The 18,104-nt window shown below is 62.3% G+C and carries 16 protein-coding genes; 5 read left to right on the top strand and 11 right to left on the bottom strand.

Going from position 1 to position 18,104, the window contains the following annotated elements; genetic code table 11:
• Positions 1 to 63 precede the first annotated feature (63 nt).
• The 4 genes from mmsB to AC10V3_RS26990 are packed head-to-tail and all read left to right on the top strand — an operon-like array spanning position 64 to position 3,550.
• Positions 64 to 954 (top strand): 3-hydroxyisobutyrate dehydrogenase, encoded by an 891-nt coding sequence (gene mmsB, locus AC10V3_RS27005; RefSeq protein ID WP_490924281.1) that lies wholly within the window; start codon positions 64 to 66, stop codon positions 952 to 954.
• Positions 951 to 1,721: an enoyl-CoA hydratase gene (locus AC10V3_RS27000; protein WP_022538430.1), complete on the top strand. Its 771-nt coding sequence runs from the start codon at positions 951 to 953 to the stop codon at positions 1,719 to 1,721. Before mmsB ends, AC10V3_RS27000 begins: the two co-directional genes overlap by 4 nt.
• A 9-nt stretch (positions 1,722 to 1,730) precedes the next feature.
• Complete coding sequence (locus tag AC10V3_RS26995; protein WP_490924280.1) at positions 1,731 to 2,858, top strand: enoyl-CoA hydratase/isomerase family protein; 1,128 nt, start codon at positions 1,731 to 1,733, stop codon at positions 2,856 to 2,858.
• A gap of 14 nt (positions 2,859 to 2,872) precedes the next feature.
• Complete coding sequence (locus AC10V3_RS26990; RefSeq protein ID WP_454753037.1) at positions 2,873 to 3,550, top strand: Crp/Fnr family transcriptional regulator; 678 nt, start codon at positions 2,873 to 2,875, stop codon at positions 3,548 to 3,550.
• Here the strand turns inward: AC10V3_RS26990 and alaC are convergent.
• The 4 genes from alaC to AC10V3_RS26970 all read right to left on the bottom strand — a co-directional run bounded on the left by alaC (position 3,544) and on the right by AC10V3_RS26970 (position 7,042).
• A complete protein-coding gene (gene alaC, locus AC10V3_RS26985; protein WP_022538427.1) occupies positions 3,544 to 4,815 on the bottom strand; it encodes an alanine transaminase in 1,272 nt (423 codons plus the stop codon). The genes AC10V3_RS26990 and alaC overlap by 7 nt on opposite strands.
• Positions 4,816 to 4,936: 121 nt before the next feature.
• Positions 4,937 to 5,326, bottom strand: a complete 390-nt coding sequence (locus AC10V3_RS26980; RefSeq protein ID WP_490924279.1) for a hypothetical protein — start codon at positions 5,324 to 5,326, stop codon at positions 4,937 to 4,939.
• A 114-nt stretch (positions 5,327 to 5,440) separates the two neighbouring features.
• Positions 5,441 to 6,268 (bottom strand): siderophore-interacting protein, encoded by an 828-nt coding sequence (locus tag AC10V3_RS26975; protein ID WP_490924278.1) that lies wholly within the window; start codon positions 6,266 to 6,268, stop codon positions 5,441 to 5,443.
• A gap of 78 nt (positions 6,269 to 6,346) precedes the next feature.
• A complete protein-coding gene (locus tag AC10V3_RS26970) occupies positions 6,347 to 7,042 on the bottom strand; it encodes a PadR family transcriptional regulator (RefSeq protein WP_490924277.1) in 696 nt (231 codons plus the stop codon).
• Positions 7,043 to 7,270: 228 nt separating this feature from the next.
• On the opposite strand from AC10V3_RS26970, the gene AC10V3_RS26965 reads away from it, so the two are divergent.
• Entirely contained in the window at positions 7,271 to 8,320 is a 1,050-nt protein-coding gene (locus AC10V3_RS26965; RefSeq protein ID WP_490924276.1) for a hypothetical protein, read from the top strand.
• 18 nt (positions 8,321 to 8,338) lie between these two features.
• Here AC10V3_RS26965 and AC10V3_RS26960 read toward each other — a convergent pair whose 3' ends face one another.
• The 7 genes from AC10V3_RS26960 to AC10V3_RS26930 form a co-directional block, all read right to left on the bottom strand.
• Positions 8,339 to 9,700 carry a cytochrome P450 gene (locus tag AC10V3_RS26960; protein ID WP_490924275.1) on the bottom strand — a complete coding sequence of 454 codons (1,362 nt, stop codon included), beginning with the start codon at positions 9,698 to 9,700 and terminating at the stop codon, positions 8,339 to 8,341.
• An 18-nt stretch (positions 9,701 to 9,718) separates the two neighbouring features.
• Complete coding sequence (locus AC10V3_RS26955) at positions 9,719 to 10,849, bottom strand: hypothetical protein (RefSeq protein ID WP_490924274.1); 1,131 nt, start codon at positions 10,847 to 10,849, stop codon at positions 9,719 to 9,721.
• Between the two features lie 47 nt (positions 10,850 to 10,896).
• Positions 10,897 to 11,238, bottom strand: a complete 342-nt coding sequence (locus tag AC10V3_RS26950) for a hypothetical protein (RefSeq protein WP_414215491.1) — start codon at positions 11,236 to 11,238, stop codon at positions 10,897 to 10,899.
• 243 nt (positions 11,239 to 11,481) lie between these two features.
• A complete protein-coding gene (locus AC10V3_RS26945) occupies positions 11,482 to 12,813 on the bottom strand; it encodes a capsule polysaccharide biogenesis protein (RefSeq protein WP_490924273.1) in 1,332 nt (443 codons plus the stop codon).
• Positions 12,814 to 12,995: 182 nt separating this feature from the next.
• Positions 12,996 to 15,026: a capsule polysaccharide biogenesis protein gene (locus tag AC10V3_RS26940; RefSeq protein ID WP_490924272.1), complete on the bottom strand. Its 2,031-nt coding sequence runs from the start codon at positions 15,024 to 15,026 to the stop codon at positions 12,996 to 12,998.
• 331 nt (positions 15,027 to 15,357) lie between these two features.
• On the bottom strand, positions 15,358 to 16,353 hold the full coding sequence (locus AC10V3_RS26935; RefSeq protein ID WP_490924271.1) for a CgeB family protein: 996 nt from the start codon (positions 16,351 to 16,353) through the stop codon (positions 15,358 to 15,360).
• Between the two features lie 168 nt (positions 16,354 to 16,521).
• Positions 16,522 to 18,057, bottom strand: a complete 1,536-nt coding sequence (locus tag AC10V3_RS26930; protein WP_490924270.1) for a methyltransferase domain-containing protein — start codon at positions 18,055 to 18,057, stop codon at positions 16,522 to 16,524.
• Positions 18,058 to 18,104 lie beyond the last annotated feature (47 nt).

Genomic DNA, 18,104 nt, shown 5'->3' with positions numbered 1-18,104 from the left:
GCAGGCGGGAGAGGGGAAAAAAAGCAGGCAGGGATTTGACACCTTGTACGAAGGAGACACCCCATGCATATCGCCTTCATCGGCCTCGGCAACATGGGCGCCCCCATGGCGCGCAACCTGCTCAAGGCCGGCCACACGCTGACCGTCTTCGACCTCAACGCCACCGCAGTAGCCTCACTGCGCGCCGAAGGCGCCGCCGCAGCCGATTCCGCTCGCAAGGCGGTAGCCGAAGCCGACTTCGTCATCACCATGCTGCCCGCCGCGGCACATGTTCGCAGCGCCTACCTGGGTGAAGACGGCGTCCTCGCCGGCGTGCGTCCCGGCGTGCCGCTGGTCGACTCCAGCACCATCGACCCCGCCACCGTGCGCGAACTGGCCGCTGCCGCGGAAGCCCACGGCAACGCTCTGGCCGATGCCCCGGTCTCCGGCGGCACCGTCGGCGCGCAGGCGGGCACGCTGACCTTCATGGTCGGCGCCACCGAAGCACTGTTCGCCCAGGTGCGCCCGGTACTCGCCGGCATGGGCCGCAACCTGGTCCACTGCGGCGGCACCGGCACCGGCCAGGTCGCCAAGATCTGCAACAACCTGATCCTCGGCATCTCCATGATCGGCGTATCCGAGGCGATGGCGCTGGGCGTCAAGCTCGGCATCGATGCCAACGTGCTGGCCGGCATCGTCAACACCTCCACCGGCCGCTGCTGGGCCTCCGACACCTGCAACCCCTGGCCTGGCGTGATCGAGACCGCACCGGCCGGGCGCGGCTACACCGGCGGCTTTGGCGCCGACCTGATGCTCAAGGATCTGGGCCTCGCAGCGGATGCCGCGCGCAGCGTGAAGCAGCCGCTGTTCCTCGGTGCGCTGGCGCAGCAGCTCTACCAGGCCATGAGCCATGGCGGCGACGGCCAGCTCGACTTCTCCGGCGTGATCCGCCAGTACCTGGAGCCCAAGCAATGATCGAGTTCGCCCTGCAAGGCCACGTCGCCACGCTGACGCTGAGCCGCCCGCCCGCCAACGCCTTCACCGCCGAGGGCCTGCAGCAACTGCGCGAGCTGGTGGCAAAGATCGACGCAAACCCGGAAGTCCGCGCCGTGGTCGTCACCGGTGCCGGGGAGAAGTTCTTCAGCGCCGGCGCCGACCTGAACGGCTTTGCCGAAGGCGACCGCGCCCATGCCCGCGTGATGGCACAGCAGTTCGGCAGCGCCTTCGAAGCGCTGCAGAACGCCCGCCCCGTGGTGATCGCCGCAATCAACGGCTATGCCATGGGCGGCGGCCTGGAATGCGCGCTGGCCTGCGATATCCGCATCGCCGAGGAACACGCGCAGATGGCGCTCCCGGAAGCCGCGGTCGGCCTGCTGCCGTGCGGCTGCGGCACGCAGACGCTGCCGTGGCTGGTCGGCGAAGGCTGGGCCAAGCGCATGATCCTGACCAACGAACGCGTCGACGCCGCCACCGCGCTGCGTATCGGCCTGGTGGAAGAAGTCGTGCCGCGCGGCCAGGCATTGCAGGCAGCGATGGCGATGGCGCAGCGCGCCGGCAACGTGAGCCCGCGCGCCGCCGCGCACAGCAAGCGGCTGGTGCACCTGGCGCGCCAGGGCGTGCCACGCCAGGCCGCCCTGGCGCTGGAGCGCGAGCGCTTTGTCGACCTGTTCGACGATGCCGACCAACGTGAAGGCGTCAACGCCTTCCTCGAGAAACGCGCGCCGCAATGGCGCAACGCCTAGGAGCCGGCCATGCGCCTGACTGAGGAGACCACGGCCGCCAACCTGGACGCCGCCGAACCCGAGGTGCTGTTCCACGCCGTCAACGGCGTCGGCATCGCCACGCTGAACCGGCCGCGCCAGCTCAATGCGCTGTCGTACCCGATGATCGTCGCGCTCGGCGCGCAGCTGGAGGCGTGGGCGCAGGACGACGCCATCCGCGCGGTCGTGCTGCGCGGGGCCGGCCCCAAGGCCTTCTGCGCCGGCGGCGACATCCGCGCACTGACCGACAGCTACCGCGACGGCACCCCGCTGCACCGGCGCTTCTTTATCGACGAATACACGCTGGACTACCGCCTGCACCGCTATGCCAAGCCGCTGGTGGCGCTGATGGACGGCATCGTCATGGGCGGCGGCATGGGTCTGGCGCAGGCGGCACACCTGCGCATCGTCACCGAGCGCTCGCGCGTGGCCATGCCGGAGACCGGTATCGGGCTGGTGCCGGACGTGGGCGCCAGCCACTTCCTGTCGAAGCTGCCGGTAGAGCTGGCCTTGTACCTGGGGCTGACCGGCGTCACCATCGGCGCGGCCGACGCACTGCTGTGCGGGCTGGCCGACGCGGCCGTCGACAGCGGCTCGCTGGCCGGGCTGGAGCAGACGCTTGCCGGCATTGCCTGGGGCAAGGACGTGCTGGCAGACCTGCGCCACGCACTGGTGCGCGAGCCGGTGGCAAGCGCCGCCGATGCGCCGCTGCTGCAGACGCTGCCGGCATTGCTGCGGCATTTCCCGGCACACGCCACGCTGCCCGAGATCCTTGCCGGGCTGGCCTGCCAGGACGATCCGCAATACACCGCGTGGGCCACCCGCACCATCGACGTACTGCGCATGCGCTCACCGCTGTCTGCCTGCGCCACGCGCGAGTTGCTGCTGCGCGGCCGCCGCATGGATCTGGCCGACTGTTTCCGCATGGAACTGGCCGTAGTGGTCAATACGTTCTCGCAGGGCGATTTCATCGAAGGCGTACGCGCGCTGATCGTCGACAAGGACAACGCGCCGCACTGGCGCACCGCCAGCTATGAAGCCGTCGACGACGCCGCGGTGCAGGCGCTGTTCCGGCCGTGGTGGGCACCGGGCGAGCAGCCGTTGCCCCTGCACGCCTGAGCGGTTGCGGTGCCGTGAGCCTGGACGCGCTGCTGGCGCGCAGCGCGTGGGCCGGCTTGCTGACGCCGGAGCAACGCCAGCGCGTGCGCACCGAACTGCGCGAGCGCCTGGTGCCGCAGGGCGCCTACGTCAGCCGCAAGGGTGAGCCTGCGGATTGCTGGCTGGGTGTCGCGCAGGGATTGGTGAAGGTGCATTGCTCCGTCGCGTCGGGCAAGCGCGCCACGCTGACCGGCGTACCCGCCGGCGGCTGGCTGGGCGAAGGTTCGCTCCTCAAGCGCGAAGCGCGGCGCTATGACGTGGTGGCGCTGCGCGATTCGCGCATCGCCTGTCTGCCGCTGGCGACCTTCGAATGGTTGCTGGCCAGCAGCCTGCCCTTCAATCGCTATCTGATCACGCAACTGAACGAACGCCTCGGGCATTTCATCGCCACGGTCGAACATGAGCGCATGCATGGCGTCGAAGGCCGCGTGGCGCGTGCCCTGGCGGCGCTGTTCCATCCGGTGCTGTGCCCCGCCCTCGGTGCCGACGCGGCGTCGAGCCTGCACCTGACACAGGAAGAAGTCGGCCTGTTGGCCGGCATCTCGCGCCAGCGCGCCAATGCGGCGCTGAAGGTGCTGGAGGATGAAGGCTTGCTGGCGGTCGAGCACGGCGTGGTGCACGTGCTCGACCTGGAGGCGCTGCGACGTTACTGAGCCGCGCGCTTGGTGGTCTTGGCGGGTTTTGCCGCGTTTTCACCGTGCTCCGGCGCAGGCACCTTCACCAGCCCGTCCGCACGGAACATCGCCTTGATGCCCCGCACGGCCTGCCGGATGCGCGATTCGTTCTCGATCAACGCAAAGCGCACGTACTCGTCGCCGTAGTCGCCAAAGCCGATGCCGGGCGACACCGTCACCTTCGCCTTCTCCAGCAGCTGCCGCGCAAACTCCAGCGAACCGAGGTGGCGATACGGCTCCGGAATCCGCGCCCAGATATACATCGACGCCTTCGGGATATCCACCGGCCAGCCCGATTCGATCAGCCCGCGCGCCAGCACATCGCGGCGCGACTGGTACTGCGCCGCGATCTCGCGCACGCATTGCTGGTCGCCTTCGAGCGCCGCAATGGCCGCCACCTGCAGCGGCGTGAAGGTGCCATAGTCGTGATAGCTCTTGATGCGCGTCAGCGCGGCCACCAGGTCCGGATTGCCCACCATGAAGCCGATGCGCCAGCCCGCCATGTTGTAGCTCTTGGACAGCGTGAAGAACTCTACCGCAATATCCTTGGCGCCCGGCACCTGCATGATCGACGGCGCCTTCCAGCCATCGAAGACGATATCCGCATACGCCAGGTCATGCACGACAAAGATGTCATGCTTGCGCGCCAGCGCGATCACCCGTTCGAAGAAATCCAGCTCCACGCATTGCGCCGTCGGGTTCGACGGAAAGCCCAGCACGATCATCTTGGGCTTGGGATAGCTGCCGCGGATCGCCCGCTCCAGCTCGGCAAAGAAGTCGATGCCCGGCACCAGCGGCACCGAACGGATATCCGCGCCGGCAATGACCGCGCCGTAGATATGGATCGGGTAGCTGGGATCGGGCACCAGCACCGTATCGCCGCGATCCAGCGTGGCCAGCATCAGGTGCGCCAGCCCTTCCTTGGAGCCGATGGTGACGATGGCCTCGGTATCGGGGTCGATCTCCACGTCATAGCGCTCGCGATACCAGTGCGAGATCGCGCGGCGCAAGCGCGGGATACCCTTCGAGGCCGAGTAGCCATGCGTATCCGGCCGCTGCGCCGCCTCGGTGAGCTTGGCCACGATATGCGCCGGCGTGGCGCCATCGGGATTGCCCATGCTCATGTCGATGATGTCCTCGCCACGGCGGCGGGCGGCCATCTTCAACTCGGCAGTGATATTGAAAACGTACGGGGGAAGGCGATCGATGCGCGCAAAGCGGCGCTTGCCAGAAGCGGCAGTCATGGAGAGAGTCCTTTACGTAAGCGCCCGGAACCGTCCGAGCGACGTCGGCGGCCGTTGTCTTAGCCACCGGGGACTCATGTTAGCCGGGATGCGGCCGTTGCACAACGGCTGCGTGCGATCCTTACAGCCTTCCGCCGGGCACATGCGTGGGCCGGTTGGCCGGAAGGTTGCGCACGATGCAGTCCAGCGCGGGTGCGTCGGAGCGCCCGCCCAGCGCCGCACTGACTGAATCGCGGTATTCCTTGACCGAGATGCGCTGGTAATACAGCCGCGAGGTCTGGTCCAGCCAGTAGACGTAGTTGCTGTCATCGCTGTCGCCACTGGTACGGAGCCAGTCGCTGATATTGCTCGAGCCCATGACCATGTTCGGGCACGCGGTCTTCAGCGAATCGAGATAGGCATTGAAGTCTTTCGCCTGGATATTGCGCACCGAATCAGGCGCACAGGCGGCAAGGACAACCGCACTGGCAGCCAGCGCAAGGCGCAGGCTGGATGGGAGGCGGCAAGGCATGGCGGCGTGCGGCACAGCGAGTCCTCCTGAGCGCGGCGATGGCCTGATGGGCTTATATTAGGGCATCGCGGCGGGCGCGTGCATCGCAGCGCAGGTACCTTGCGCCGCTTCGCCTCAGTCGTCGAGCGTCTCATGCACTGCCGCATCGCCGCGCTTCCAGTACGCCGATGCGCGGATGCGGCGCTTGTCGATGCCGAGCTCGCTGACCAGGTACTGGCGCACCGCCTTCATCGCCGCGGCTTCACCGGCGGCCCAGACATAGCCTTCGCCGCGCGGCAGCGTGAGCGTGCGCAGCGCTGCTTCCAGCAGGCTGCCTTCGGGCGCATCGCCGCGATGCAACCAGTGCAGGTCGAGGTGCGCCTGTGTCGGCAGCGGGATCTGCGCGGCTGCATCGGCCACTTCCACCACCACGATGGCGCGGGTATCCGGGCCGAGCTCTTCAAGCCTTCGGCCGATCGCCGGCAGTGCGGTATCGTCGCCGATCAGCAGGTGCCAGTCGAACGCCGCCGGCACGACGAACGAGCCGCGTGGCCCGCCAACGCCGAGGTACTGGCCGGCGCGCGCCTGGGCCGCCCACGTCGACGCGGGACCGTCGCCGTGCAGCACGAATTCGATATCCAGTTCGCGCTTTGCCGCGTCATGGCGGCGCGGCGTGTAGTCGCGCACGGGCGGGCGCGGCTGGCCTTCCGGGAAGACGATGCCGTCAGGCGTCACCTGCGGTAGCACCGGCTTGTCGGCGCCATTCACCGGGAAAAACACCTTGACATGGTCGTCGAACGACGCCGAGGCAAAGTCCTCCTGGTCGGCGCCGCCCAGTGTCACGCGCAGCAGTTGCGGTGAAACCTGCGTGGTGCGCAGCACCTGCAGCAGGCGCATCTTGAGCGGATGACGCACGCGCTGGACCGTCAGGTCGCGCGCGGATTCAGGGGCGTTTGCAGTCATGTTGGGATTCATTGATTTCGAGCCCGGCGCTTGCCGGGTCCAGTTACCGATGGCGCAGGCCAGTGTCAGCGCCACGGCTCAGGCCTTGGGACCTGCTTCGATTTCAGCCACCGCGCGCGACAGGATCTCGGCAATGCGGTGCTGTTCGTCCACGCCCGCCTCGCTGCGCAACATCAGCGCACGCTTAAGCGCGGTACGCGCCTGCACCAGCTCGGGCAGCCAGCCGCCCTGCTCCGGCTCGACCTGCGGCTCGCCGCTCATCGCCCGGCGCATCCACTCCATCTTGCGCGCCACATGGCGCAGCTTGCCGAACATCACGTCGACACGCTCGCGGTTGGCCGAGAGATGGGCCCTGCCCGTGTCAGAGAGCTGATAACGCTTCTTGTTGCCTTCGGTGTCGACGGTGGCGTAGCCGACTTCTTCCAGGTAAGTCAGCGCCGGGTACACCACGCCCGGGCTCGGCTTGTAGAAGCCGCTGGTGCGCGTTTCCAGTGCCTTGATCAGCTCGTAGCCGTGACTGGGTTTTTCCTCGAGCAGGGCCAGCAACAGCAGTTGCAGGTCGTCGGCGCTGAACTTGCGGCCGCGGCGCCAGCCGTCGCCGTCGAAGCCGCCGGGACCTTCGGGACCGCCGGGCCCGAAGCCGTCATCGGGGCGACCGCCCCAGAAGCCTCCGCCCTGGCGACCCATGGAGTAGTGCGCAAGGTGCGGGACAAGTCGCATAAAGAGGTGCCGGCCGTGGCCGGAGAAGCCGGAGTGATGGTGGGGGTGGCGCATGACGCCCTCCGCTATGTCGTAAAACATATCGTACGATATATATCGTAAGAGCGAATGTCAAGCTAAGGCAGATCGGCTTCCCGGGTCGGGCCCGTGTCCGGGCACACACAACAGGGTTGTATAGGGGCTTTCGGCTTTCCAACATTCAATTAGCGCCAAGCACCGCGACAGACGGTGGGGGCCAGGTAGCAAGACCACGAAGAATAAGAAGGCCAACGGGGAGACAACATGCGCGCCATTACGCAACGCAGGCTCAGAGCAGCCAGCATCGGCGCCATGATGCTGGCGTCATGGGGAACGGCGCTCGGCGCCATGGAGGATGCGCTGCTCAGCGCGGAACCGGTGGTTGCTGCGGCGTGGGGGTATGCGGCGGAAGGCGCCTATGACGTGGGCAGCCATTACCAGGGGGGCCATGCCCGTGTGGGCTACAAGTTCTCGCCGGCGTGGTCGCTGGAGGCCGGATACTGGCGCCGGCACCTCAGCTACGCCGACGACTCTGCCGGCATAGACAGTTGGCTTGCCTCACCGAGTTATGGCCTGATCGTGAGCCCGGATGCCGGCAGGAAGCTGACGCTGCGCCTGTCCGCATGGGGCAACTACACTGGCAGCCTGAGCAAGACCGGGCCGACCTATGCCAACAAGCTCGCCGACTTCACCATCGCGCATCCGAACGATACGCAGGTGCAGGCTGACCTGATCTACACCGGCCAACCGTGGACCAACCAGTTCCTGACCGGCTTCATCAGTGCGGGCTATAGCTGGGTGCGCGCCGGAGAAATCCAGGGCACGCTGCAACAGGGCGCGTGCCGGTACAACGTGACCATCGGCACGAACAACATGGCCCTCGGCACGCTCGCCGCACCATGCAGGGTCGGACGCGCGATGGTCAGCAATTCCAGCTTCAGCATCAACGCAACCCAGTTCGGCCTCGATGCCAATGGCTTCAATGACAGCGGCGCCTTCATCGGCGCCGGCGGTTCGTGGAGATGGCGCTACGGGTCGTGGAGCCTGCTGGCCGGCTATCACGCCCAGTATTTCTTCCGTGAACTGGACGAACGCTATACGGCATATGGCGCACCCAAGGCCCAGTTCAACCAGACCGTCGTACTGCAGGCGTCGTATGCGATCAACCGATACGTGGACGTGTTTATGCGCGGACAGGGCTCGCAGAACAGTCTGATGGGGTATGTGCCGATGCTCTACAACCCGGTCACGGCAAGCCGGCTTGAGCGGTCATATGGGCTGTTCTCGATCGGGTTGCGTATCAGTGGGTTCTAGCCCTGCCGCGGGCGCCGGTCAGCGGCGATGCAGCTTGACGCGCACCCCGTTGCCGGAACGGATCGTCACGCGCCCCACCACTTTGGGCACATGGTCCGGATCGGCTTCGACGCGATAGCGGCGCACGATGCTAGCGAGGATCAGCACCGCCTCCTGCGTGGCATAGGCCGCGCCGATGCAAACCCGTGGCCCCTTGCTGAATGGGATATACGCGCACTTTGCCGATTCCTTGCCAGCGTGCGTGTCGAAGCGCTCGGGATCAAACTCGTCCGGCCGCTCCCACAGCGTGCGATGGCGATGCAACAGCCATGGCGAAATCAGGATCGGAGAGCCCTCCTTCACCTCCTTGTCGCGAATGCACTGGGACTGCGCTGCCTCACGCACGAAGAAGCCTACCGGCGGATACAGCCGCAGCGTTTCGCGGAACACATTCCCCACCGTAGGCAGGCACTTGATATCGCTCAGTTCGAAATCACGGTCCCCTACCTCGGCCTGAATTTCATCAAGCATCTTGTCCTGCAGGTGCGGACATTGCGAGATCAGGTAAAGCGCCCATGTCAGCGCACTGGCGGAGGTCTCATGGCCAGCCAGGAACAGCATGCAGACCTGGTCCACCAGTTCTTCATAGTTGAAGCGGTCGCCGTTGACGGGATCGACCGCCTCCATCATGCCGGCGAGAATGTCCTGGCGCCCGCCCGCCTGCCCGCTGTCACGCTCGGCCATCCGCCGCGCGATGATATCGGACAGGATCACGCGAATCTTCTTCGCCGCACGCCGGCTGGCCCATGCGGAAAACACCGGCGGCAGGCGATAGATCATCAGGATCATCGCGCGCTGCGCGTGGTGCTGGAACTCCAGGAACGCATCGTAAATCGCCTTGGCGTCAGACGCTTCGAGGTTCTCCGACAGGATGGTGCGGAAAATGATGTCCGCGGTCACGTAGGTCATCTCGCCATCGACTTCGTACGACCGCCCGTCCGCCACCGCATCCAGGCGCCGGGTCATGCCAGCGACCGAATCGGCCATCAGCGAAAACACCAGCTTCAGGCGGGCCTGCGCGAAGGCCGGCTCCACCAGGCGACGCTGGCGCTCCCAGGTTGTCCCGTTGGTCGTGAAAATGCTGCTGCCCAGCAACGGCTCCAGCATCCGGTGCATCAGCCGGTGCTTTGGATACTCGTGCGTATCGCCAAGAATCCGGCGCACCCAGTCGGCGTCGTTGACCATGAAGATTTCCATGCCGGGCTGCTTGATCTTGCCCATCTTCATCGAATAACTGCGCTCGAACAGCACGTCGATCCAGGAATTCCAACCACGCAGGAAGCGCAACAGGAAAGAACTCTTGCGCACGTGGGGCTTGGGATACGGGGGCTGGAAATTCATGACGATGGACTACCGGGATCAAAAGGGCTGAATGCGGCGCGGACCGGCCGTCATTCGGAAATAGTCGTACTCGTTTGGCAAGGCACTTGCCATCAGGTACTGGAAATGAAGGCGCTGCTTGCTGCGTTTCATCCTCGAATATTCCTTCTTGCTGAACATGCGGAACGGGCGCACAACCTGCGCGATCGGTCGCCCGACACCGCTGCACGCGATGCCGGAGATATCCAATGGATTGGCCTGCGAGAAGCACAGCGAGTCCGCGCGCGCGTTCACGTCGAACCACTGCATGCCGTGCTCCTCCGACAAGCGCCTCAGGTCACTATGAAACGCCTTCGCCGACGGCATCAGGCTCAGCAGCGGAATGCACTGCCCCAGGGTAATCAACGTGATTTGGCGGCGCTGCGCTGGCGTCAGCACATCGGCCAGCCGCGCCGCGAGCGACGCAGCAACGATCGAGCCGACGCTATGGCCGACCAGCAATACCTCGTCGCAGGACGACGCCTGCTGGTCACGCCGAATCCAGTCGGCAAAGACATCGATCCGCTCCTTGACGTCCTGCGGCTCTCGCACGCCCCACCCCTGGACGAAGCGGTAAATCCGCAACAGCCAGAACACCGCCAGCCGATTGGCCAGCGCTACGCCAGCCCAGGCCAGCGCAACACCGCAGGTAATACCACCGGCCCAGCCGAACAAGTCATTGCGCGAGGCGCCGCCGATGGCTGCCTTTACCGCCATGCCGCAGGCAAATGCCACCATCAGCAACAGAAACAGGTAGGCCAGCGGATACAAGGCGCTGTAGAACGGCCCGCGAAACGTCTTGCTGAGCCGCCCGAACGCACCGCATCCGACATAGCCCGCATAAGTCACAAGCGAAGACAGCAGCAGCTTCAGCAGATTCGGCTCCCAGTGCCGGCGCACCAAGTCATCCCAATGCAGGAACTGGTACTCCGTCGACACCGCATGCCCATGCCATTGGCTGCTGACGTTCCACGCGCTGACATGCTTATCCAGACGCGAACGCACGCCTACCTGGACGGTGGTACCCAAATGAACCGATTGCTTGGCCGATTCCTCCCGATACAGACGGTGGTAGAAGCCCGCGCCACGAGGGTCGAAGCCGCTGACGTAGTACACCTTGCGACGCTGCACCTCGCCGACCGCCGGCCCCGCGGGTTGTCTTTCCCTCGCAGCCTGTGTCATTGCGTTCGGTGGTGCAGCTTCTTCTTCAGGACCAGGTCCACAACCGGCTGCTCCCGCTTGTTGGCACGGCGGCAATGGTCCTTCTGAAACTTGTCGGTAAACCAGATGATGAATCTCGCCCACCACCGATGCTGTTCCCGCCAGGCATGCGACGACACAGACTCCCACGCATAGCCGTTGAACAGCGTCGCATTGACGAAATGGTCCATGGCTCTAACCCCTGCCCGGCCCCGCTCGGTCTTGCCAAAGAAGCCGATATAGACGATCAGCAGGTATCCCAGCAGGGCCAGGGGCACGATGAAAATCATCAGCAGGAAGCCGGCGATTCTTTCTCTCATGACTTCGGAATTGTGGTGATGGTTGGGGGGCTGGGGGCGCAGCGGTGGTGGAGAGGTGGCCAACTGTTGGGGGGCGACAGTAGCTGGGGCTCAGGCGCTCCGCAGTATACCGAGCGCAACCGTCAGCGTAGGCCCGTCCAGCCTATGTCAGGACTCGCACCGCGATGATTGAGTTAACGTTGTTGTACTTTTGAAACAGGATGGGGCGAGCCTCGCCAGCGCATGCGCGCAAGATAATTCCGGCTAACCTACGAGGATAGCGGCCAGCATGTCTACAGCGGTGGTAATGTTCCAAGGGCGCCCGCTGTAGGCATCGGCAGCAATCAGACCCATCGCGCAGAGCAGGCGGGCCGGCATAAGATACCCCCTCCAGGGGCGATGATCCGGCACAGGCAACAACATGTCGTCCGCATAGAACGAAGAGTTGATCTGCGATACGTACACCAGATAATTCCGGAATCGGGCATAAGTATTCATATCCACCGTACCCGGATCATTCCAGAACGCATCCAGCGGTCCTTGGTACGTCAATCCCGGCTTGGCATAGAAACAGCGTCCCAAAGCAATCACCGGCACGCGGTGGAACAAGGCCTGCAGCCCCGTAGTGGAGTTTACCGTTATCAGGCCCATACAACGGTGCAACAGGGACGGAAGGTGGGCATCATGGATATAGACGATACGGCCACCGGCGCCGAAGCGCGCCGCGCAAGCCTCGATGGTAGTCGCGTAATCCGTGTGTCCGCGGTCCATCGGATGGTGCTTGAAGACCAGCGCACTGTCGGCCGGCGCATGCTCCGCAAACGAATAGATGGCCCATTCGATAAAGTCCTCGATGCGCCGCCATGGGCTGTGCACGCGGATCTGGCTGTCATTGGATACCTGCAGGGCAACCAGGAAAAAATGCGGGTGATCGTTCGCCAGCAAGCGCTCTCGCAGTTGGCGCTCCTGCCAACGGTAATACTGCTTGCGGTATGCCGCCCTCACCCATTGGCCCAACTCATGCACCCCAAAAGGTTTGTGATGGCGATAGTGCGGATAGTCGCGTGCTCCCAGCATTCCGCCGGCAAAGTACCAAAACGAGTACAAGGCCATTTTGCGGAAGGAATACTGAAACTTGCGGGGTTTTGCCGGTGTGTTCAGCTTCGGGATATCCGCCATCGCCAGCGGCGCGAGCGGAGAATCCGCGTTAACGCCGCCGGACTCCAGCGTGATGTAATCCGGCCGGACATAGCCTTCCTCGAAAGCCCAAAAAGCGATACCAACGGACTCGGCTACCCGTACGGCAATGCGGTGGTGGCGCCGACTGGTGCCGAAGACGACGATTGCATCGATACAGCGTTCCGCAAGCAGATTCCGCAGGAAGGACTCCCACAGCACCATCGGCTCGGTGTAGTGCACGACGTCACCGGAACGATAGAAGAAATCGTCCCCGCCGTTAAAGTTGACTTTGATGACGTGGCGACCTTTTGCCACCAGCAAGTCGCGCAGACGGGAAAAGAAGGGACCATTCGGCCCCTGGAGAAGGAGAATGCGACGATGCCGGGCGATCTGGTCGAGGCTTGCGTGCTGCGGCACATCGGGCGCCGCAATCCCCTGCGCCCCCGCATCCCGACCTCCCCCTGTCAGATGGGCTACGGCCGTGCTTCCGGACGGCTTCCTAAACGACAACATTTCCGCGACCCTTTTTCTACTCTGGCAAATTGGTATTAGTTCTTTGGCTTCTGCATTATCTGGCTTATGGCTCTGATGCAGCGACCTTACCGCTCACTGGTCCCACCGATCTCACGCCCCGAATCGACAACGACCGGATGCACCCTGCTCTGCCCCTCCACTCCGGCGGCGGAGTCGCGCCATCGAAGCCAGGGCCGCAGAAACGGTTTCATGATGTCGCGAAGAAAACGGGGGCCTCGCCCGGGCACCTCGGCGCGCCAAGCCAACATGTGGTCCACAGCCTGCTCAGGCGTCGCAAATCCGTTCCTGGCGTCACGCAAGACATAGCGCGGATACAAGATCATTGCGCCGGCCACAAGCATGTCCAGAGAGAGACGCCGGCCACGTCTCGGAAATTCGCACCTATCGGCCGTCAGGCCCCAGCCAGCATAGAAGGGCGCCCCATGAGTCGTAACCGGCCTGCCCCGCAGCAGCGCCTCAAGGCCTGCCAACGACGTCAGCACATGGACCTGATCTACAGCACTGATTAGCTGGTCCATCGGATAATCCGACACAAGTTCATCACATAGCGTAGCTAGTGCCTTCTCCGCGTTACGGTCGCCGCGCAATCCCGCCATGACATCCGGATGGGGCTTGTACAGGATGTGCGCATCGGGCGCCTCAGCACGTACGGCTTCAAGTAACTCCCGATTAGTGCGGATGCTGGGTGCGCCGAATCGTAGCGAAGCGTCCGCCTCTACCTGGCCCACCACCAGGATGACATCGCGAACGTCAGTCGGTCGGCTCCAACTGCCTGAGCCGACGTTGTACTTTGTCAGTCCGGCATTGACGATCGACTCACGCAGACGCGCCGCTCGCGCGAGCGTAGCGGCATCGAATTCCGTATCGCGCAGCAACTGCTCCAGATCCGATTCGGTGGTCGCATCGTAGTAGATGCCACTACGATCGAAGACCCATGACACCGGCCGGACCAGCTGGGCCCCCAAGCCGACAGAGCGTAGGAATCCATCTTCCACGGTGATCACCGACAGGTCGTCACGTCCGGCAGCATCGTGCTTGCGGCCCCAGCGCACTATCGTCGCGCCTCTTGGCACCGTACGCGGACTCCGATGGAAGGTCACCTCGTGCCCTTGCAGGAAGTCGCGAAGGATTTGCTTCTTCCAACGTGAAAAGCCGACCGCATGCAAGCGCGTAGGAAACTGATGACGCATCCGGCGTTGCAGCGCCAGGTGTTCGATCGCATCTCCCACCTCACAGCGCTTGCCGGTATGCGGCTGAACATAGCGGGTGTATCGGACTAACGCCGCAAACGCCAGTTGCTCGAGCGACACGGGATGACGCCGAGAAGGCGCTGGCAGGATGTCTTTGGTCAGGCCCCAGCCGGCATAGAATGGCATGCCAAACGTGTGGACGGGCTTGCCGTGGAGCAGGGCTTCGAAACCGACCTGGGAGGTGACGACGAAGACCGCCCTCGCCTGGCGAATCAGTGGCACCACATGCACATCCTCCGGAAACCGCTCCACTCGGGGGTAAGTGCCTGCGTCAAGAACCTCGCCAAGGTAACCGCGCTTGCGCCCAAGTGCGACCTCCGGGTGCTCCTTGACCACCACTCGACAATCGGGATACGTCTCCAGCGCAGCGTCCAGCATCCGCCGGAAACTACCAGCGTTCGCCAGGCCGTATCGGACAGAAGCGTCATTTGCCGTCTGATCGATTACGAGCACGTACCCATCTGCCGGACGCACAGCCGGGTCTGACGCGTGGTTGTACTTAGAAACGTTGGCGGCCCGCCATTGCTCGATCAGGTGCTTTGCCCTCGCCATCTCGGCCGGTATGAGCGGTGTCGACACCATCGCCTCAAGCCTTGAAGGGCTGGAGGCGTCGTAGTAGATGCCGAGGTCGTCAACAACTAACGAGCACGAGGCCGAGGCAGCACCTGGAGAAAGGGAGCGCAAAAAGCCGTCCTCCAGCAAAAGACATCGCGCTCCCTGGGCCAGCGCACGCGCACGCGCGCGTTTGCCGCTGGGCTTCAGGCCCCAACCGATATGAATCGACTCTATCGTGCCCATGCCTGCGCACGAGAACCTCAGCGGGCCATCCAGGAAGGTCAAAAGCACGCCCTTTCGCCAGAGTCCCACATCGCGGATGGATACGATATGGTGCCCGCACCAAATGGGTGCCTCGCTCACAATTTCCTCAGCTGACATAAATCCCCAGCACCGCCGTTGAAAGGCCAAATGCCGATGCGGATAGACTGCGTCCGCTTCGCTAAGGCTGTTCGTGAGTGCCGGGGCGAAACGCCGCAGCACTGGCTGCACCGAACAATAGTTACAACCCTCACGTAAGAATCGTCGATGACCAGTACACGCCGAGACTGCGGCGACTGGCACGGCATAGCCGATCGGCGCCAGAATCGCTCAAGGCGATTGCGCCTTATCCCCTTTGTCATCATCGGAATACCACTTCATCGATTTGCTGCAGACGATGTGCCCACGTATGATGTTCTGCTACGTACTCGGCCCCAGCCCTGGCGCGCTCCAGATCACGGGGCGACGGCCCGTGCCGCAGTCGGGCGAACAGTTCACGCGCTTCGTCGGCGCTAGCGACAACGTGGCAAAAATCACTGAACATCGTGTTTACCGCGGGCGTCGGATTAGTTACCGCAATGCCGCCGCAACCAAGAATCTCTACGAGACGACGGGAGAACATCGTCGGCGAGTCCTCCACGGTGTTAACGTTAATTGAAACCAAATAGTCTCGATAAATGCGCGCGGTTTCATGGTGCCGAACAGCGGGACGCACTTCGACACCAGGCAGCACTGGAAAGCGATACTGACTGGCCTTGCGATCCGAATTGCGGTCGATGATGGTAAGGCCAAGCCCGCTCTTGCACGCCGCGCTGAACAGGCGGTCCTGCCAGTAGCGTCTGCGTTCATGCACGTGGCTGCCGTAGCTTCCGACGAAGTTTGCGCAGTAGTGCTTGAACTGAAAGCCGGTGAAGCCGTGCGTCTTTGGCTGAATTGCGAACATCAACGGATGCACCGATGCGTTTACACCCATGACAGCCTTATAGCGGGGGATGGAATTGGCGTCGACGGTAAAAACATGATCGAACAGGCGTGCACTGTCAATGAAGCGGTCGAAGTGGACACCGTCTTCCTTGTTCCAGAAAACTGTAGGGATATTTCGGTCGCGGGCTGCTTGCACTAGCTTCCTCAGTGCACGATTGTTTCGCTCGGGACAGTCTGGATAAGACGCAATTTTGTATTTCCATCGGTTGCGATGCCCGAGCCAGGCCGATTCGACCAGAAGGTAATCGGGGTTAGAAAGAAGCAGCCGCCAACCGTGGCTATAGGGGCCCACCGGGATCAGGTGGCCTTCGTAAGCTAGGCTGGCAGTAGTCAAAACATCCGCAACCAGCGCGATCGATGGGCGAGGCGTCACTATCACTTTACCAATAAAAAAACCACAAACTGTCTCGTATGCGAGCCATCACAGCCCCATTTAGACAGAGTTCCGAGTCGTCCGTCGCAGCGACCCAAAAGCAGTCGATAAACCGAATTTTCCCCGCCAAGTAGGTCCCCAAGGACGACTTCGAACGTCGGAGCATGCTTATGCGTCCATTGCTTTGTAGAGGAAAAATATATTCATACGCTGATTTGTGAGTTCGTCGAATCCACTCTCAATCTGGACGTCGAAAAGATCGCGAAATCGTTGAACCAAGTCATCAAGACCATACCTTCGGTACGATCCCACACCATATTTGACTAAAGCATCCTCGCCATAGTGCTCAGTGATATTCTCGATACTAGTCGTCTTATAATCGGTTCGATATGGTACGGTAATGCACGCAACGCCTCCCGGTTTCAAGACGCGGAAGATTTCGCCGAGAGCGAGCTCATCGTTCGCCACATGATTAAGCACATGCAGCGCGAAAAAACAGTCAAACTTGCAGTCAGCTATTGCATTCATGCATTGAATGTCCATCTGCATATCGATGCCGGGCACGGGCCGTACATCGAAGTTACACAGTTGCGAAACATCGGCCAGGAACGCCGATTTTTCTACAGGGTTCGCGAAGTTGGCTAACACACTTTTCTTGTTGAACGGATTCCCACGTCGACGCAGAACATCAGCGAGTTGTCGATGTCGGGCGCGCGATCCGCAACAAGTGCAAACGTCACCGTCAGGAATATTTGTATAAGCGAGCCCGCAAATATTGCATGTCCGGAATGACGTCGTTACCGTGACCGGAGGCTCCACATGGCAATTCAACTCCACCTCCAACCGTGCATGCTTGAAATTTCGAGCAAGGTACTCGTCATAGCCGAGCACGGTTGTATTTGCGTTAAGGTGTTCGCAAATCTGGTGAAGCCGTTCCTCATGTTGCCTCGAGTAACTCTCCATGTAGTTGCCGCGACGTTCAAGCAACGACCAGGAATGCAGCACGAGATTGAATGTCTTTTCCTTCTTTCTTGCGGCAACGCGGTCGTACCAACCTATATATTTATTCCAATCAAAGCTTAGTGGCTCCGGCGAAAAATCAACGGGTAATTCATATAATCCCTCATCCCACTGAAAGACTTCATCATTGAAATTTTTACCTGAACGAAGTTGCCATACTGATGCATGCCGAGCACTATTTAGGTTGCTCAACGCCCTAAAGCCAGCACCCTTCGCCGCGGAGACAGTATGTTGATTGAACAGAAACGCCCCAGACCGAAACACGGAAGGACCGCACCCAGTGAATTGCTGAATCTTCCACGCTGCGAATTCAAGGAACGACGTACTGAGTCTCTCATCCAGCCGATCCATACCAGCCGGGCCCGTCCAATCCCCAGTAATTTTCCACTGCCGTATCAACCACTCTGAGTGCAAATGCGCGTGAACTTCGTGCCCACATCCACGTATATAGTCAATTACACGTTTCACCTGATCGTCACCGTACAGGCTCGTCGCCGCGAGTTCGACCATGAAGTTTGCCTTCAGTTTGTGTTCGTCGAGTATCTGGCAAATCCTCGTAATACCGTACTGTCCGCCATCGACACGTCCCCAGACCAGGCGATCCATGTGATCGTCAGAAGCTCGCCCGGGAAGTGCTTCCACGTCGAACGAAAGAAAAGATTTTATTTTTGCAATGTCATTCATCGAAACGAAATCGAAACATATCTATTTAAAAAGACAATCTGGAGCGC

The organism is Cupriavidus sp. PB-02 (assembly GCF_058252315.1).
The sequence above is the reverse complement of the archived record's forward strand: the minus strand, read 5'-3'. Positions and strand labels throughout refer to the sequence as shown.

Coding starts and splice junctions, on each gene's coding strand:
- AC10V3_RS26980 (WP_490924279.1), bottom strand. CDS start 5,326: ATGCCTTGCCGCCTCCCATCCAGCCTGCGCCTTGCGCTGGCTGCCAGT.
- AC10V3_RS26950 (WP_414215491.1), bottom strand. CDS start 11,238: ATGAGAGAAAGAATCGCCGGCTTCCTGCTGATGATTTTCATCGTGCCC.
- AC10V3_RS27000 (WP_022538430.1), top strand. CDS start 951: ATGATCGAGTTCGCCCTGCAAGGCCACGTCGCCACGCTGACGCTGAGC.
- AC10V3_RS26970 (WP_490924277.1), bottom strand. CDS start 7,042: ATGCGCCACCCCCACCATCACTCCGGCTTCTCCGGCCACGGCCGGCAC.
- AC10V3_RS26975 (WP_490924278.1), bottom strand. CDS start 6,268: ATGACTGCAAACGCCCCTGAATCCGCGCGCGACCTGACGGTCCAGCGC.
- AC10V3_RS26965 (WP_490924276.1), top strand. CDS start 7,271: ATGCGCGCCATTACGCAACGCAGGCTCAGAGCAGCCAGCATCGGCGCC.
- AC10V3_RS26995 (WP_490924280.1), top strand. CDS start 1,731: ATGCGCCTGACTGAGGAGACCACGGCCGCCAACCTGGACGCCGCCGAA.
- alaC (WP_022538427.1), bottom strand. CDS start 4,815: ATGACTGCCGCTTCTGGCAAGCGCCGCTTTGCGCGCATCGATCGCCTT.
- mmsB (WP_490924281.1), top strand. CDS start 64: ATGCATATCGCCTTCATCGGCCTCGGCAACATGGGCGCCCCCATGGCG.
- AC10V3_RS26960 (WP_490924275.1), bottom strand. CDS start 9,700: ATGAATTTCCAGCCCCCGTATCCCAAGCCCCACGTGCGCAAGAGTTCT.
- AC10V3_RS26930 (WP_490924270.1), bottom strand. CDS start 18,057: ATGAATGACATTGCAAAAATAAAATCTTTTCTTTCGTTCGACGTGGAA.